Source organism: Phycisphaerae bacterium (assembly GCA_035275405.1).
GTDB lineage: Bacteria > Planctomycetota > Phycisphaerae > UBA1845 > UTPLA1 > DATEMU01.
Map to the genome: position 1 here is coordinate 1,026,329 of DATEMU010000003.1, position 15,600 is coordinate 1,041,928.

Genomic DNA, 15,600 nt, shown 5'->3' on the forward strand with positions numbered 1-15,600 from the left:
CCGTCCAGCGACGGATCGCGTCGTCGGAAGACACCTATGATCATTCATCCGTTTGGGGGCCGCGCGAGTACACATCGAACCCCTCGACGTGGCCCATCGGCAACCAATGATTCGGCCCGGTGGGCGCCTCTGCGGACTCGGAATGGACGAATAAGAATTCGACCTCGGGAACCAGCGCGTCACCGGTTGGATCGGCGAGATCGCGCGGCGTTTGAATGACGCGTCGTCGGGCGAGGTAGCTGCCGCCAAGCAGCGTCGTTTTGGCGTCGTTGCGCGGCCGAATGTAACCGGCAAGCGATGCGCCGGGCGGAAGATTCGCATCCTGCCAATCCGCGATCCGCTGCATGGCCGCGACACGGAATTCCGCCTTTTCACGCTGTCGGGCGAGGGCAGGCACAGCCAGGCCCAGCTCGCAGAGGTGGGCGATAAGAATCCCGGCCAGTGCAATCGTGACGATTCTCGACGCCCTCGGGCGCGCGGCCAGGGCGCGTTGCGCGTTCTGCCCGGCCCAGATGAGGTAGGCAAAGAAGAACGGCAGCAGCGGCACGACCATCCGCGGCCCTTCGTCGTAGGGCCAGAAGCAGAGCATTCCCAGCGTTGCCATACAGTAGAAGTCGACCGGGCTGCGCACGCGCCAACATCGCCAAACCGTCACGAGGATCATGGCTCCGCCGATCAACCAACCGGCGATCGCCGCGGTGGATCCCTGAAACGACCGCCATCCCAGGCGCGGCGGCACCAGCGCCGAATGAATGTCCCGCAGTCGCATAGGACCAAAGCGCGACAGCCGCTCGATTTGCAGCGCCAATCCTTCGGAATCGCTGTGTTCGCTGGGCCGCGCGGTCTGCCAGGCGCGGCCGTAGCTATTGCCGCGAGGATAGTGGGATTGGCGAAGCTCCCAACCGACCAGGGGCACGGCGAAGACCGTGGCGAAGAGAATCGTCTCGGCGACACGATGACGGAGGCCGGCGCCGGGCCGCAAGAACAGCGCCAGCCCCATGATCGGCGCGAGGACAATTCCCATCGTCCGGACCAGGGTTGCGGCGGCACACAAGAGGCCGAGCGCGACAATCGTCGACCAGCCTGTCTTCGCTCGGGCGCGCCCTGACTCCACCAGCAGAAGGCTGCCCAGGATCAGCGGCATGAAAGCCGCTTCGGACAGCAAGGCGGCAGATTGCGCCGACATGGCCGGGCTGGTCGCCAAGAGCACCGCGGCCAGCCACGCGCCTACCGTACCAAGGTGACGCCGAAACAACAAAAAAGTGAATGCGCCAGACGTGATCCAACACGCAAGATTCATCCACCGAACCGCCAGGAACGGCAAATCGCCCAGCGAGAGCAGCGGGGCCAGCAGCGTCGGAAAGCCCGGGGGTACGATCATGCGGAGCGGTGTATATCCACCGGTCTCATAAAGGCATCGCGCCGCGTCGAGGTAAGTAAAGCTGTCGGGCGTGAGTCGGCTCCACGCGCCCAATCCCGGTAGACCGGCGGCGAGCGTCGACGCGACGATGGAGACCAGCGCAATCGCGTTGCGCGGGATGGCGGGGTCGGCCGGGGCCTGGATGGAAAGCCCGGCGTTGCGGCGCGCGAGCAAGGTCGCGGGAAGAAAGTTCATGAGGGCAGGGTTCCGATGTCGCGCAGGACGGCTGCGGCGATCCTACTTTCATCGGCGACGCCGCGGCGGCGCTGGACCGGGACGTCTGGTTTCGCCTGGAAAGATCCCTGTCTCGTCTCTTGGAAGAAAGCAAACTCCACGGCAAAACCGGCGGCAAGCAGATGAGTGACGCAGGCGTGGCCAATTCGGCGTCGCCGTACGTCTTCGGGCCGCATCTGTTTAGGTTTTTTGGGTAAAAACCGCCCTCAGACCACCTCCACCTTTCTTGCCAACCGAGTACAATTCCCTCCATGGGCCGATCGCGACGATTTTTTCGTGGCATGACCTGGGCCGGTGGCATTTCCTGCTTCCTGCTCTTGATCGCATGGTGGTGGTCCACGCGAAACTCGGCAATGTACATACGTGACAATTGGCGAATCAATCTGTTCAGCGGGCAGTTGTCCTACGAGCAAAACCAGCTGATTGCCGCCATTACCGCAATTCGGAGTCGGTCGTCCCCATTTCAATCGTCGAGTGGCCCGACACCGAACGCGACAACAAGCATCTGGTCGGTGGTCCCGGTGCCAAGCGGTTTGGACAGCACCTACGGGTTCCGCGGATGTCATATTGAATTCGGTCAATGGGATAACACCGTCATCCTGCCGATGTGGATGAGCTTTTCGATGGCTGTCCTGGGTACAGGATTTTGTGCGTGGATGAGTCGGTGGCGGCTGCGGCGCGGTTTCTGTTCGGAATGCGACTACTGTCTGACCGGCAACACCAGCGGGGTATGCCCCGAGTGTGGGTCCGCCGTTGCAGTTTCAAATCCCGTCCAGGCCCCCCTCACATTGACGTGAAATAGACCGTCTCACAGTAATCAAACACCACAGCTGTAATGGGGTCAGCCGCGGGACGCGTCTGGGACATGCAGTTCCTTGTAGAAAATGACCGCGTCGTGCGGGGTAACGCCATCCGGGTCGAAGGCATAGCGGGGGATTGAGCCCACCGGGGTCCAGCCGGTCCGTCGGTACAACTGCTCGGCCGCGCCGCCGCGCTTGGCGTCCAGGGTGAGGAGGCGATAGCCCGCGCCCCGCGCGGTGTCCTCGATCGCCTGCATAAGCCGTCTTCCCAGACCCGCGCGGCGGCCGCGCCGGTGGACCAGGAGCTTCACAACCTCCGCGCGGTGCGGCTGGTTCGGCGCCCAGGCCGGTTGAAGCTGGACGCTCCCGACGATCCCCTCGGCGTCGCGGGCAACAAGGAAGATCGCACGATCGTGGGACGCGGCAAGCGTCTGCCGCCACCACTCCTCGGCTCCCTGAAGCGGGAGCGGCGCGAGAAAACTCACCGCCGCCCCGGATTCGACCGCATCGACGAGCAGCGCGCCGAGGTCCCGGACGTCGGCATCACTGACGGGCTGGGCCAATTGCTCGATTGAGGTCAGATGTTCGGTCATGGCGGGCTCACAATGGGCTGACCGGACAATCATAAACGAGGTTGAGGCGTGGGGCTTTGGGACTTCTGGGGAGGCGAAAAAAAGCCCGCTACGGCGCAGCGTGAGAAACGCCCCTCTTTCGCGTATTCTCCCCTAACCGGAGGACGCCGACCATGTACATGAACGCTATAAGGTTGCTCGCGCTGACGATGATCGTGGGGCTGGCCATTTCGGCGGCGCTCCTGGCACAGGAGAAAAAGAAGTCAGCGGAGAAGAAACCGGGGGCCGCTGCCCGACAAAAGAAGCCGGGCAACGCTGCTCAACCGTCGTCCAAGGGTACCAACTGGCCGACGTTTCGCGGGCCCAATGCTTCCGGCGTCGCCGATGGGCATGCGCTGCCCGCTGAATGGAGCGTTCCCGAGAAAGACAACGTCAAGTGGATGACCGAGATCCCCGGCCTCGGCCTGTCCAGCCCGGTCGTCTGGGGCAAGCGGCTCTTTGTGACGACCGCCGTCGGCGGCGAGGGCTCGACGGGACTCAAGGTCGGTCTCTACGGCAACATCGATCCCGTCGAGGACGACAGCGTCCACCAGTTCATGCTCTATTGCCTCGACAAGAAGACCGGCAAGGTTCTGTGGAAAGAAACGTGCTACGAAGGCGTGCCCAAGATCAAGCGCCACACCAAGGCGTCGCACGCGAATTGCACGCCCGCGACCGACGGGAAGCACGTCGTCGCGTTCTTCGGCTCCGAAGGGCTCTACTGTTACGACATGGTGGGCAAACAGCTCTGGAAGAAGGACCTCGGTCTGCTCGACGCCGGCTATTACGTCGTGCCCAAGGCGCAGTGGGGATTCGGCAGCTCGCCGGTCATTCACGACGGCCTCGTGATCGTCCAATGCGACGTGCAGAAGGGCTCCTTCCTCGCCGCGTTCGATGTGAAGACCGGGGACGAGAAATGGCGGCAGGATCGCGACGAAGTGCCGACCTGGAGCTCACCAACGATTGTGGAGACCGGCAAGAAGAAGCAGGTCGTTGTCAACGGGTACAAGCACATCGGCGGGTACTCGCTGGACGACGGCAAACAGCTCTGGAAGCTCAAGGGCGGCGGCGATATCCCGGTCCCCACTCCCGTTGTGGCCCACGGCCTGATCTTCATTACCAACGCGCATGGCCAACTCGCCCCGATCTACGCCATCAAGCCGACGGCGACTGGTGACGTATCGCTGGAGGGAAGCGAGACATCAAACGAGGGCGTCGCTTGGGCGAAACTCCGCGAAGGCATCTACATGCAAACGCCGCTCGTTTATGGCGATGAGCTCTATATGTGCCGCGACAACGGCGTCCTGTCCTGCTACGACGCAAAAACAGGCGAGCAGCATTACAAACAACGGCTGGGAAAGGGCCGTTCGGGATTCACCGCATCCGCCGTCGCCGGGGACGGCAAGGTCTATTACACCAGTGAAGAAGGGGACGTGTACGTCGTAAAGGCCGGGCCGAAGTTCGAAGAGCTTTCGCAAAACCCGCTGGGCGAGGTCTGCATGTCAACGCCGGCAATCTCCAAGGGCGTGATCTTCTTTCGCGGGCAGAATCACGTGATTGCCGTCGGCGACGGCTCTCAACAAACCAAGACGGCGCAGTAATGAGTCAACCGCAGAGGCGCAGAGACACAGAGAGTTGATTAAGATCATCATTTGAACTTCCTCTTTCGTCTCGGTGCCTCTGTGTCTCTGTGGTGAACAGCGTCACTTGCTCTGCTGCCGGCTTAGCCCTTCGTAGTTCGCCCTGGCCACTGGATGATTCGGCGCGATCCGCAGCGCCGCCTGGTATTCGGCAAGGGCTTCGGTCGTCTGACCGCGGCGGGCGAGGATGTTCCCGAGGTTGATGCGCGCGTCGGGAAAGGATGCGTCGGCGCGGATCGTGTCGCGATAGTAGGAGACGGCCTCATCCGTTCGGCCGACGGCATCGAGCGAAATCGCCATGTTGTAGAGCGCGTCGCGGTGGTTCGGGCGGATCGCCAGGGCCTGGCGGTAAAGGTCCATTGCGGCGGCATGGTCTTTGTCTTGTTGGGCGACGATGACGCCGAGGTTGATGTACGCCTTGACCAGCGACGGCGCGACGCGTATGGCCGCGCGATATTCCTCTTTCGCCTGCTGATAGCGGCGCTGTTCGCCAAAGACGCGGCCCAGTTCGTAATGGGCGCGACCGAAGTGCCGGTCCAGTTCGAGAACGCGGCGGTACCCGAGAATCGCGTCCTCCACCCGGCCGGTTTCGTACAGCGTGTTTGACAGATTGTAGTGCGCCGAGGCGAAGACGGGGTTGACGTCGATGGCCTTGTGAAACTCGCCGATCGCAGCCTGCTTATCACCGGACTTGGCCAGCGCGCAGGCGAGGTTGTAGTGGGCCGACGCCGCCGGCGGACCGTTCCGCGTGGCGTGGGTCCAGAGAGTGAGCGCGCTGCGCCAGACAAGACACTGTCGCCAGGTTAGGACGCAGAGTGTCACGACGATGACAGTGGACGCAACCCCCACGACCGGCCGTACGTTGTGGATCGGTCGGGTCCACACGAACGCCGCGATGCCGCCGATCAGGATGCTCCATCCGATCGCGGGCAGATAGCTGTATCGGTCGGCGACTTCCTGCGGCCCGCTTTGCGCAAAGCCCAAAACAGGCAAAAGGAAAATGACATGGCAGAGGGCGACGGCGGCCAGCGCGGGAAAGCGTCGTCGAAGGAGCGCGACCGTGGCGGTGAGCCCCAATAGAACGATCGCCGAAACGATGTACTTCGCAGCCAGGACATTGAGCGGCAGGCGCAGCTCGTAAATTGGGGATAAGTTTAATGGCAGAAGAGACTTATAAATGTAGAAAACCAGCCCGTAGGCCGCCTGGGCGATGCGGCCGTCCATCCCGTGGCGGGAAAGTTCAATGGCCGCGCCGACATCTTTTTGTGCGATTGGCGCAAGGATGGCGGCGGCGGCGGCGAGGGCGATGAATGGAATCTTTTCCAGCCAAACACCGCGGACCGCGCGATTGACGTAGCCGCGCCCGCCGCCCAGGCGCTGGAGTGGATAGACGTCAAGAACCAGGAGGATAAGCGGAAGTGTCACGCCCATGGCACGACTCAGGAGCGACAGCAGGAAGGCGGCGACCGCCGCGGCGAGCAGCTTCCGGCGGCTTTGCCCAGCCGCCTCGTTCGCGCGGAAGTAGAGAAGGACCGTCGCGAGGAGAAAGAAGGAGCTGAGCACATCGCGGCGTTCGGTGACCCAGGCGACCGACTCGACACGGAGGGGGTGGACGGCGAAGAGCAGGGCGGCGATAAACGCGCCGGCGTCGACCGCGCTGCGGCGGATGGCATTGCCCATCCCGAGGTTCAACAAGCGTCGAGCAATCAGTAATACCAGGACGGCGTTGGCGGCGTGCAGCAGGAGGTTCGTGAGGTGATAGCCCCGCGGGTTCTTGCCCCAGATCACGTAGTCCAGGCCGAGCGTGACCCACGAAAGCGGCTGATAGTGGCCCATGTGAAACGTGGTGAACATCCATCGCAAATTGGAGATACCCAGCCCGCGAAAGTCGCGGTTCTCGAGGATGTTCTTCTCATCGTCGTAGTTGAAATCGTTGGACAGGCAGGGAAGAAACGCAATGAAGACGATCGCGGCGATAGCCACTGACAACCAGGCCGTCGCCCCGCGATGCGTCTGGGGCTCGTCGGTGCGCGGACCCCCGCCGGATTTTTCGCGGGCGTGACGGTTTCGGCGCGATGCCTTCATGCGCAGTCCGCGATCAGGTGCAGCACGCCTCCGCGAGAAATTCGCGCGTCTGGGGATGCTCCGGCGACTCAAAAATCTGCTCGGGCGGCCCGGATTCGATCACCCGGCCCTCCGCCATGACGTGAACCTGGTGCGCCGAGCGCCTTACGAACCCCATCGCATGGCTGACGACAAGCATCGTTTGACCGCCCGCCGCAAGATCGGCCATGACCGCCAGTACTTCGGCTGTCATCCGTGGATCGAGGGCGCTGGTCGGTTCGTCGAAGAGAATCGCTTCGGGTTCATTGGCCAGCGCGCGGGCGATGGCCACGCGCTGCTGCTGACCCCCGGAAAGCGCCGCGGGCTTGTGGTGCAGCTTGTCGCCGAGGCCTACGCGATCGAGCAGCTTCTTCGCACGGTCAGCGGCTTCCTCGCGCGGGAGGCCCAGGGCATATTGCGGTCCGCTCATGACATTTTCGAGGGCGGTAAAGTGCGGAAAGAGATTGAATTGTTGAAACACCATACCGACGCGGCGTCGCAGAGCCGCGTAAACGCCGTTGGAGGATTCGCCATTCTCGCCGGGCGAAAGCGTCAGATCGGCGACATGGACCGCCCCCGAATCAAAGGGCTCCAGGGCGTTGATGCAGCGCAATAGCGTGCTTTTGCCGCCGCCGGACGCCCCGACCACAACCGTCGCCTGGCCGCGCTGAACGTCCAAATTGACGCCGCGAAGCACCTCGGCGCCGGCATAGTTCTTGCAAAGCCCCTCGACGCGAATCATTTTGTATCAGTGACTCCCACAGGGCTGGCGCAGCCCGCTCCAAAAAACTAGACGGCTACTGGTTTACCGTGGATGCTCAAATGTCGCTCCGCCCGCCGCACTACCCATGATAGCGGGTAACTCATAGTCAAGTATAGCAGCGCTGTCATCGCGGCCACGGTCAGCACGGCGTTCGTGCTGTTGGCCAGCATGTTGTACTGCTTGGTCAGCTCGACGACGGCGATCACCGAGCAGACGGATGTGTCCTTGAAGAGAGCGATGAAGTCGTTGGTGACCGGCGGGATCACGATACGGACCGCCTGGGGGACGATGACCCGCCGCAGTGCGGTCACGCGGGACATGCCCAGGGCGAGGGCCGCTTCCATCTGTCCGCGGGGGATAGCCTGAAGCCCCGCCCGGTAGATTTCGGCCTCGTAGGCGGAGTAGTTGATAGCGAGGCCGGCGATGGCTGCCGCGATGGGGTTGAGCGGGATGTGCAGGAGCTTGGGCAGGAGGAAGTAGATGACGTAGAGCTGCAGGATGAGTGGCGTGCCGCGAAGGACCTCAACATAGACCACAAGAAGCGGTCGAAACAGCGCGGGGCCATAAAGGCGGCCGAGGGCGACGAACAAGCCGACCACGATGGCAATGGGCATGGAGAGGACGGAGAGCAGGACCGTGACGCCGGCGGCCTTAAGCAGGATCGGGCCGTATCGTCGGATCGTTTGTCCGAACGACATTTCGGCTGTTTCAGTCAATCGCGGCGCGGCGTCAAGCAAACCGTCCTGGGAACGATTCCAGAGTTCGTAGCGATCGTAAACGCCTTTGAGCTTCCCGGTCTTGTGCAGGCGTTCAATGGCGACATTGAGGGCGTCGGCGAGGCGGTTTTCTCCTTTTCGGAGATACATGACATAGTAGCCCTGACCGACAGCCGGGCCGACAAAACGCAAGCTGCGGCCCTGCGGCCGATCGCGGTAGAAGATGGCAATCGGCAGGTCCTGGAGCGTCGCGTCGTGGAGACCGGACTGGACCTGCGCCATCGCGTTCGTGTTTCCGTCGTATTCGAAGAGTTCGACGGTGTTGCTGAAGTGCTCCCGCAGATATGTCGCCGCCGCCGATCCGCCGAGGACGCCGACGTGATAGCGCGATCCGGCAGGGGGGTGGTCAAGATCCTCGACGGTCCTGAAGCGAAGATCGTCCTGCCGCGCCAGAAGCTGAAGCTCGTAAATGTAGTAGGGCCGGGTGGCGAGCAGTCGCGTCGCGCGTTCTGGCGTCCATTCGTAGCCGTTCAGGACGACGTCGATGGACCCATTTTCAAGAAACTCCGGCAGAGTATCCCAATTGCATTGCTTGAATTCCGCGCGGACGCCGAGCTCCGCCGCGAGCAGAGCGGCCAGATCGACCTCAAACCCGACGACGCGGTCGGCATTGGCCGGGTCGGGATAGACGTAGGGCCCGCCGCCTTCCTGGTCCGCGCCCCAGATGAGTGTGCCGCGAGCGCGGAGGTCATCGAGTCCGTCGGCCCGCGCCGTGGTGGCGACGGAACATGCCCATATTGCTGCAAAGCTGGCGCCAAACCGTATCATCAGTGTTCGAAGTCTCCCGCTCGACGCGAACGCGAAATTCCATCTTAGCCGACCACCAATCGATCGTGCTACTGCGCCGGGGAGTGGTTCTGCTAAAATGCCGCCGGGTGACGGATGGCCAAGACGATCGTTGAGAATCGCCCGCGCGCCGGCCGCGGTCAGCCGGCGGGCGACGCGTCGTCCGGCCGACAAGTCGCCTCGTCAGCATTGAAGGCCGCCACGCCGGCTCCGTTTGCCGTGCGCATCGTCCTGGGCATCTGTCTGGCGGGGCTTCTGGTTCATATCGCGCTGTGCAGCTTTCAGTGCGACGATGCCTTCATATCCTTTCGCTACGCGCGGAACTTCGCCGACGGCCACGGCCTGGTCTTCAACCCCGGCCACGATCGGGTCGAAGGATACACGAATTTCCTGTGGGTGCTCATTTTGGCGGCGGGAAGCTGGGCGGGAATGCCGCCGGAATCGCTGGCCAGCCCGCTCTCCATCCTGTTTTCGTTGGGCTTGGCGGTCTGGCTGTTGTGGTTCTGCGATCGGAACCGGCCCGTCAGAGTCAGTCCATGGTGGCTCGTGGTCCCCGCGGCGTTTCTGGCGACGAATCGCAGCTATGCCGTATGGTCCACCAGCGGGCTGGAAACGAAGCTCTTTGAGATGTTGGCTGTTGGCGGGGTGCTTAGCACGCTGGACGAGATGAAGGCGATGCGCGAGGGCAAAACGCGCTTTCCGATCAGTGCCTTGCTGCTGGCTCTCGCGACGCTGACGCGGCCGGACGGCCTGCTCATCTCCGCCTGTGTCATCGGAACGCGGATCCCGTTCCAGATCATCGACCGAAGCATCCGAATCCGACCGCTCGCCATCGGGACATTGGTCTTTGGCGGGCTGGTGGGCGGGCATTTTCTGTTCCGCAAAGCGTACTACGGTGACTGGCTACCCAATACCTATTACGCCAAAGTCAGCGGCCAGACTTGGTGGGAGATGGGCGGCAAGTATCTGGCGGGGTTTGCCCTCGAATATGGGCTGGTTTTCTGGTTGCCGCTTCTGGTCGCCGCGGGTGTCAGCCTGTACCGGTTGAGGCGAGCGGACATTCTGCTGGTCGTCCTTGCGGCGGTCGTCCCCCATGCACTCTACATCGCGGCGATCGGTGGCGATCACTTTGAATATCGACCCCTGGATATCTACGTTCCGCTCTTGTTGGTACTTCTTTTCTATGGCTGCACCATCGTGAAGTCCCGTCCGGCGACCATCGTCGCGGCGGCCTATTTGGCGCTCTGCGGGACCGTGAGCCTGACCATTCCAATACTCACGCGCCTCGACTTTCCCGGCGACTATCGCGCGGGCTTTCCGGGGATCACGCCGCGCGAGGATGACCGACGGGAGCTGATCGATTTAGCCGCGCACCCGACCCTGGCTGAAACTCCCGGCGTTGGCGGGTACCTCCGACTGTACAACGACGTCATGCGCGATATAAGCCGCCATTTTGTCGGCCTGCGCAAGGAGGAACACGCCCTGTTCCTCGCGACCGCCAAAAAGCAGGGCGAGTGGTTGCGAGAACTCGTTGACTCCGCGAAGCTGCCGCACGACGTCCACATCGCGGTAGGCTGCGTCGGAGCGATCCCGTATTACAGCGGGGTCCGCACCTTGGATCGCCTGGGTCTGACCGACCGCGAGGTGGCCCGCCGCCCCTCGCCAGAGGGCAAAATCCGCATCATGGCCCACGACAAGGCGGCCGATCCGCGCTACGCCGTGGAACGCGGCGTCGATCTGTGGGCGGCCGATACGGTTCACCTGATCTTGCCCACCGGTCATCCACGACTATTTCACTACGCCTATCTTTCGAAGACGGGAAGGATGACGCCGTTGATCGCCGACGTGGGCCACGGCCGGTTCATCCTTGCGTTCGCAATGCAGGGGATCGACGTGCTCCAGCGACGCTGCCCCAATCTGCGGTTCTTTCCGGCATCCCAATACTTGACGATTGAAACCAGGGCGAGCGGCGGTCGGTTTACACCGGTTCCTCGCGACGAGCAGCTCGATATTCCTTACGACATTCACTACGCTGTGCTTGGGCACAAAATGATCACCAAGTACGGCGATCTGGAAGGGGCCAGGAGGCACCTGGATCGGGCGCTGGCGATAAACCCGAAGAACTCCGAAGCGAGGCAACTGTTGCAGGCGCTGGTGAATCAATCGAAGTAGATCGGTAGTTATTTAGTGGAGTCCTTCTTCGAGGACGACGGTTTGGACTCGTTCCCCGAGGACTTGCCCGGGGTATCGGCGGTCGTTGTACTATCCGTCTTCTTGTCGCCGCCGCTCGACTCCTTCGCCGGACTGTCGGACTTGGCCTTCTCCTTGTAACTCTCACTGCGATAGTCGGTCTGGTAGAAACCGGAGCCCTTGAACAGTACCGCGCCGCCCGTGCTGATCAGCCGTCGCACCGGTTGAATCTCGCCGCACTTTTCGCAGCGCGATCGGCGCAGCGGGGCTGATTTGATGGACTGAAAAACATCGAAGACGGTTCCGCACGTCTTGCATTCGTATTCGTACGTCGGCATACCTTAGGCCTCGTCGGACGAATCTGGCGGTTCCGCGGCCACAGTCACCCGCGCCGGCCGCAGCACCCGTCCGTGCATCATGTAGCCCCTCTGCAATTCGCTTGTGACCGTCCCCGGCGCCAGATTAGAGGTCGTATCGGACATCATCGCTTCGTGAAACATCGGATCGAACGGCTTGCCGACGGCATCGATCGGTTCGACGCCATGATCGCGAAGAACCTTGTAGAGCTGATCGGCAATCAGCTTGATGCCGGCAATGACCGTATCCTTTTCGTGCTCGGCGGTCATCGAGGCGATCGATCGTTCAAAGTTGTCGGCGATGGGAAGCAGTTCGCGCACCAGCCCCATGCCGGCGAGTTTCAGGGCCTCGGAGTGCTGCTGGTGCAGCCGCTTGGGAATATTGGCGCACTCGGCCTGGGCGCGGAGCAGCTTGTCCCGGAGCTGGTCGCGCTCGATCCGCAACGACTCGATGGTTTCGATAGAGGCGTCGCGGGGCGGAGTCGAGGATTCCGCTGTGCTTTCCACGTCCGCCGGTTTCTGCGGGTCGGCCGCATCGACGTCCGCCGCAAAATGCCCGACTTCCTCCGGAGCCGTGACCGTAATGTTGTCCACCGAGATATTGTCTTTCTTATGGCGCATCGGATGACTCAGTCCGTCCAATAGATTGTTGCGCGGCCGTCGGTCGTTTGCCGTGGAGTTATTCGCCCAGGGTGCTCCAGAACTCCTTTAGCTTCTCCAGAAAGCCCTTGCTTTGTGGCAGCACGCGGCTGTCCTCCGTCTTCACAAACTCACGCAGCAATTCCTCCTGCTTCTTGCTGAGTTTTTGGGGTATTTCGATCAGGACCCGTACCACCTGATCCCCTTTCCGCCGCGAGCGAATGTCCGGCAGTCCCATCTTCGCGAGGCGGAACATCTCGCCGTGCTGTGTGCCGGGAGGGACCGTCACTTCGGTCTTTCCGTCCAGCGTCGGCACTTCCAATTGCGTGCCAAGCGACGCCTGCGTAAAAGTGATGGGAACATCGCACAACAGGTCGTTGCCATGCCGCTGGAGGAAGGGGTGCTCCTTGACTCGAATGTAGCAGTGCAGGTCGCCGCGCGGCCCGCCTTGCTCGCCCGGCTCGCCCTCGCCGCGAAGGCGGATCATCTGGCCGTCGTGAATGCCCGCCGGAATCTTGACAGTCACGACGCGGTGCTTGGGCATCTTGCCGGTGCCTTTGCAGTCTTTGCACGCCTTGCTGAACGAACTGCCGCGTCCCCGACAATCCGGACAGGCCGTGACGAAACGCGTGGAAAAAAAGCCCATGCCGCTGGCCCGCTCGACTTGCCCATAACCGCCGCACGTCGAGCAGGTGTGGACCTTCGTACCGGGTTCGGCGCCCTTGCCTCCGCAGTGGTCGCAGTAATCGCTGCGCGTGAATTCCAGTGACCGCTCGCTTTCTTTCGCGACATCGGCCAAGGAAAGGATTAACTCCGTCTGCAGATCGATGCCGGCGTCGCGCCGGCCGCCGAAGGATCCGCCAAAGATGTCGCCGAAGATGTCGCCGAAGACGCTGAAAATGTCGTCCGGCCTCATGCTGGAGAAATCGTGACCGGCGAATCCGGACAGGCCCGCATGGCCGTAGCGATCGTAGCGATTGCGTTTTTCGTGGTCAGCGAGGATCTCGTACGCCTCGGACGCTTCCTTGAATTTACGATCGGAGTCGGGATCTTCGCTGGCCCGATCGGGATGGAACTTCATCGCCGCCTGGCGATAAGCGCGTTTGATATCGTCGGCAGTCGCCTCGCGGCTGACGCCGAGCACTTCGTAATAGTCGCGTTTTTGGGCCACGTTCGTCGCCATTGCCATCCCGTCGCGCGATTTCGGTGCCGGTCAGCGCGAGCCTAAACGACAATCGGGACGAGCCCCTGCCCGTCCCGATTGGAAGCAAACGGTCTCTACTTCTTATCGGACAGCGCCGGGAATCTCCTGGTCTTTGTCCTTGTCCTTCAGTTCCGTGACCATGACGTTGGTCATGAGCATGACGCCGGCGACGCTCGCCGCGTTTTGCAGGGCGCTGCGGACGACCTTGGCGGGATCGATGATTCCGGCCTTTACGAGGTCGCCGTATTCGCCGCGTCGGGCGTCGTAGCCGTAGTTGCCCTTGTTTTCCAAAATCTCGGCCGCCACGACGGCGCCATCCTGGCCGCTGTTTTCGGCGATCTGCCGGGCGGGCGACTCAAGGGCGTGCGCGATGAGCATCATGCCGGTCTTTTCATCCCCGGAAGCATTCTTCGCGGCGTTCTTGATCGGCTCAATGCAGCGAAGCAGCGCGACGCCGCCACCGCAGACGATGCCCTCTTCCGCCGCGGCTTTGGTGGCGTGGAACGCATCATCGACGAGGTCTTTTCGTTCCTTGACCTCGATCTCCGTGGCCCCGCCGACGCGAATCACCGCGACGCCGCCGGTCAGCTTGGCCAGGCGCTCCTGGAGCTTCTCGCGGTCGTAGTCGCTGGTGGTCTTCTCGATCTGGGCGCGAATCTGATCGGCCCGGGCGTTGACCTCGTTCTTCTTGCCCGCGCCCTCAATGATCGTCGTGTTGTCCTTGTCGATGACGATCTTTTTGGCGCGGCCAAGCTGGTTCGTCTCGATGTTTTCGAGCTTCAGACCGCGGTCCTCGCTGATGAACTCGCCGCCTGTCACGGTGGCGATGTCGCCGAGCATGGCCTTGCGCCGGTCGCCAAAGCCCGGGGCCTTGATGGCGCAGACCTTGAGGATGCCGCGGAGCCGGTTCACGACCAGCGCCGCAAGGGCCTCGCCCTCGACGTCCTCAGCAATGACCAGCAGCGGCTTGGAGGCCGTCGCGATCTTTTCAAGCAGGGGGATGAAGTCGCGGAGCGAGCTGATTTTCTTTTCGTAGATCAGGATGTACGCATCTTCCAGGACGCACTCCATCTCCGCGGGATCGGTGATGAAATAGGGCGAAATGTAGCCCTTGTCGAACTGCATGCCCTCGACGACCTTCTTCTCGGTCTCCAGGCTCTTGCCTTCCTCGATGGTGACGACGCCTTCCTGGCCGACTTCTTCAAGGGCGGCGGCCAGCATCTTGCCGATCTCTTCGTCGCCGTTGGCGCTGACCGTGCCGACCTTGGCGATGTCCGCCCAGTTGCCCTTGACCTTGACGGCCATCTTGGCGATCTGTTCGACGGCGATCTCCACGGCCTTGTCGATGCCGCGCTTGAGCAGCATCGGATTGGCGCCGGCGGAGACATTCTTCAGGCCTTCGCGGAAGATCGCCTCGGCCAGCACCACGGCGGTCGTCGTGCCGTCGCCGGCGACGTCCGACGTCTTGCTGGCGACCTCGTTCACCATCTTCGCGCCCATGTTTTCGAAGGGCTGCGGCAATTCAATCTCTTTCGAGACCGACACGCCGTCCTTTGTGACGCGCGGCGAACCCCAGGACTTTTGAAGCAGGACATTGCGACCCGTCGGGCCAAGTGTCACCTTTACCGCTGCCGCGAGCTTGGAGAGCCCGGCGCTGGCGGCTTCGCAGGCCCGCTGATCGAAAAGCATCTGTTTAACAGCCATGTGCGTATTCCTTTCCATCTCAGCCGAGGGCGGCTGGGCAAACTTTATTTCTCGATGATCGCCAGCACGTCGCTCTCGCGGAGCACCGTGTATTTCTTGCCGTCCACATCGACTTCGGTGCCGGAATATTTGCCGTAGTACACCTCGTCGCCGATCGTGACGGACATCTTTCCGCGATTGCCGGAATCCAGCATCTTGCCCGGCCCGGCCGCAAGGACGGTTCCCCGCGTCGGCTTTTCCTTCGCCTGTTGCGGGAGAATGATCCCGCCGGCGGTCTTGTCCTCGGCCTCGTGCTGCTCAACGACGATACGATCATCCAGGGGGGTAATCTTCAAACGTGCCATTTCTTTGACTCCTCTTATTTTGGAATTCGT

Annotated in this window: 12 protein-coding genes; 2 read left to right on the plus strand and 10 right to left on the minus strand. The window is 62.2% G+C overall.

Features of this window, described 5'->3' with window-relative positions; genetic code table 11:
* Positions 1–40: 40 nt before the first annotated feature.
* On the minus strand, positions 41–1,615 hold the full coding sequence (locus tag VJZ71_06325; protein HKQ47664.1) for a glycosyltransferase family 39 protein: 1,575 nt from the start codon (positions 1,613–1,615) through the stop codon (positions 41–43).
* An 880-nt stretch (positions 1,616–2,495) separates the two neighbouring features.
* Positions 2,496–3,047 (minus strand): GNAT family N-acetyltransferase, encoded by a 552-nt coding sequence (locus tag VJZ71_06330; protein HKQ47665.1) that lies wholly within the window; start codon positions 3,045–3,047, stop codon positions 2,496–2,498.
* 152 nt (positions 3,048–3,199) lie between these two features.
* Here VJZ71_06330 and VJZ71_06335 point away from each other — a divergent pair, with 152 nt between their 5' ends.
* Positions 3,200–4,666, plus strand: a complete 1,467-nt coding sequence (locus tag VJZ71_06335; protein HKQ47666.1) for a PQQ-binding-like beta-propeller repeat protein — start codon at positions 3,200–3,202, stop codon at positions 4,664–4,666.
* Between the two features lie 102 nt (positions 4,667–4,768).
* On the opposite strand, the gene VJZ71_06340 is transcribed toward VJZ71_06335, so the two are convergent.
* From VJZ71_06340 to VJZ71_06350, 3 genes are read right to left on the minus strand one after another with little or no spacing between them, the layout of a single operon-like run.
* Complete coding sequence (locus VJZ71_06340) at positions 4,769–6,790, minus strand: tetratricopeptide repeat protein (protein ID HKQ47667.1); 2,022 nt, start codon at positions 6,788–6,790, stop codon at positions 4,769–4,771.
* A 13-nt stretch (positions 6,791–6,803) separates the two neighbouring features.
* The gene (locus VJZ71_06345; protein ID HKQ47668.1) at positions 6,804–7,550 is read right to left on the minus strand and encodes an amino acid ABC transporter ATP-binding protein; all 747 of its coding nucleotides are present in this window, start codon (positions 7,548–7,550) and stop codon (positions 6,804–6,806) included.
* A 47-nt stretch (positions 7,551–7,597) separates the two neighbouring features.
* Entirely contained in the window at positions 7,598–9,115 is a 1,518-nt protein-coding gene (locus VJZ71_06350; GenBank protein HKQ47669.1) for an ABC transporter substrate-binding protein/permease, read from the minus strand.
* Positions 9,116–9,229: 114 nt separating this feature from the next.
* Here VJZ71_06350 and VJZ71_06355 point away from each other — a divergent pair, with 114 nt between their 5' ends.
* Complete coding sequence (locus VJZ71_06355) at positions 9,230–11,305, plus strand: hypothetical protein (GenBank protein HKQ47670.1); 2,076 nt, start codon at positions 9,230–9,232, stop codon at positions 11,303–11,305.
* 8 nt (positions 11,306–11,313) lie between these two features.
* Here the strand turns inward: VJZ71_06355 and VJZ71_06360 are convergent, their stop codons facing one another.
* From VJZ71_06360 to groES, 5 genes are all read right to left on the minus strand, one after another.
* Positions 11,314–11,661: an FmdB family zinc ribbon protein gene (locus tag VJZ71_06360; GenBank protein ID HKQ47671.1), complete on the minus strand. Its 348-nt coding sequence runs from the start codon at positions 11,659–11,661 to the stop codon at positions 11,314–11,316.
* A gap of 3 nt (positions 11,662–11,664) precedes the next feature.
* Positions 11,665–12,300 (minus strand): nucleotide exchange factor GrpE, encoded by a 636-nt coding sequence (locus VJZ71_06365; GenBank protein ID HKQ47672.1) that lies wholly within the window; start codon positions 12,298–12,300, stop codon positions 11,665–11,667.
* Positions 12,301–12,358: 58 nt separating this feature from the next.
* A complete protein-coding gene (gene dnaJ, locus VJZ71_06370) occupies positions 12,359–13,501 on the minus strand; it encodes a molecular chaperone DnaJ (protein HKQ47673.1) in 1,143 nt (380 codons plus the stop codon).
* Positions 13,502–13,603: 102 nt separating this feature from the next.
* On the minus strand, positions 13,604–15,226 hold the full coding sequence (groL, locus tag VJZ71_06375; protein ID HKQ47674.1) for a chaperonin GroEL: 1,623 nt from the start codon (positions 15,224–15,226) through the stop codon (positions 13,604–13,606).
* Between the two features lie 44 nt (positions 15,227–15,270).
* Positions 15,271–15,570, minus strand: coding sequence for a co-chaperone GroES (groES, locus tag VJZ71_06380; GenBank protein ID HKQ47675.1), 300 nt, complete (start codon positions 15,568–15,570; stop codon positions 15,271–15,273).
* Positions 15,571–15,600 lie beyond the last annotated feature (30 nt).

Bases quoted from the DNA above. Each gene is read 5' to 3' on its own strand.
- VJZ71_06325 (HKQ47664.1), bottom strand. From the start codon at position 1,615: ATGAACTTTCTTCCCGCGACCTTGCTCGCGCGCCGCAACGCCGGGCTT.
- VJZ71_06330 (HKQ47665.1), bottom strand. From the start codon at position 3,047: ATGACCGAACATCTGACCTCAATCGAGCAATTGGCCCAGCCCGTCAGT.
- VJZ71_06335 (HKQ47666.1), top strand. From the start codon at position 3,200: ATGTACATGAACGCTATAAGGTTGCTCGCGCTGACGATGATCGTGGGG.
- VJZ71_06340 (HKQ47667.1), bottom strand. From the start codon at position 6,790: ATGAAGGCATCGCGCCGAAACCGTCACGCCCGCGAAAAATCCGGCGGG.
- VJZ71_06345 (HKQ47668.1), bottom strand. From the start codon at position 7,550: ATGATTCGCGTCGAGGGGCTTTGCAAGAACTATGCCGGCGCCGAGGTG.
- VJZ71_06350 (HKQ47669.1), bottom strand. From the start codon at position 9,115: ATGATACGGTTTGGCGCCAGCTTTGCAGCAATATGGGCATGTTCCGTC.
- VJZ71_06355 (HKQ47670.1), top strand. From the start codon at position 9,230: ATGGCCAAGACGATCGTTGAGAATCGCCCGCGCGCCGGCCGCGGTCAG.
- VJZ71_06360 (HKQ47671.1), bottom strand. From the start codon at position 11,661: ATGCCGACGTACGAATACGAATGCAAGACGTGCGGAACCGTCTTCGAT.
- VJZ71_06365 (HKQ47672.1), bottom strand. From the start codon at position 12,300: ATGCGCCATAAGAAAGACAATATCTCGGTGGACAACATTACGGTCACG.
- dnaJ (HKQ47673.1), bottom strand. From the start codon at position 13,501: ATGGCGACGAACGTGGCCCAAAAACGCGACTATTACGAAGTGCTCGGC.
- groL (HKQ47674.1), bottom strand. From the start codon at position 15,226: ATGGCTGTTAAACAGATGCTTTTCGATCAGCGGGCCTGCGAAGCCGCC.
- groES (HKQ47675.1), bottom strand. From the start codon at position 15,570: ATGGCACGTTTGAAGATTACCCCCCTGGATGATCGTATCGTCGTTGAG.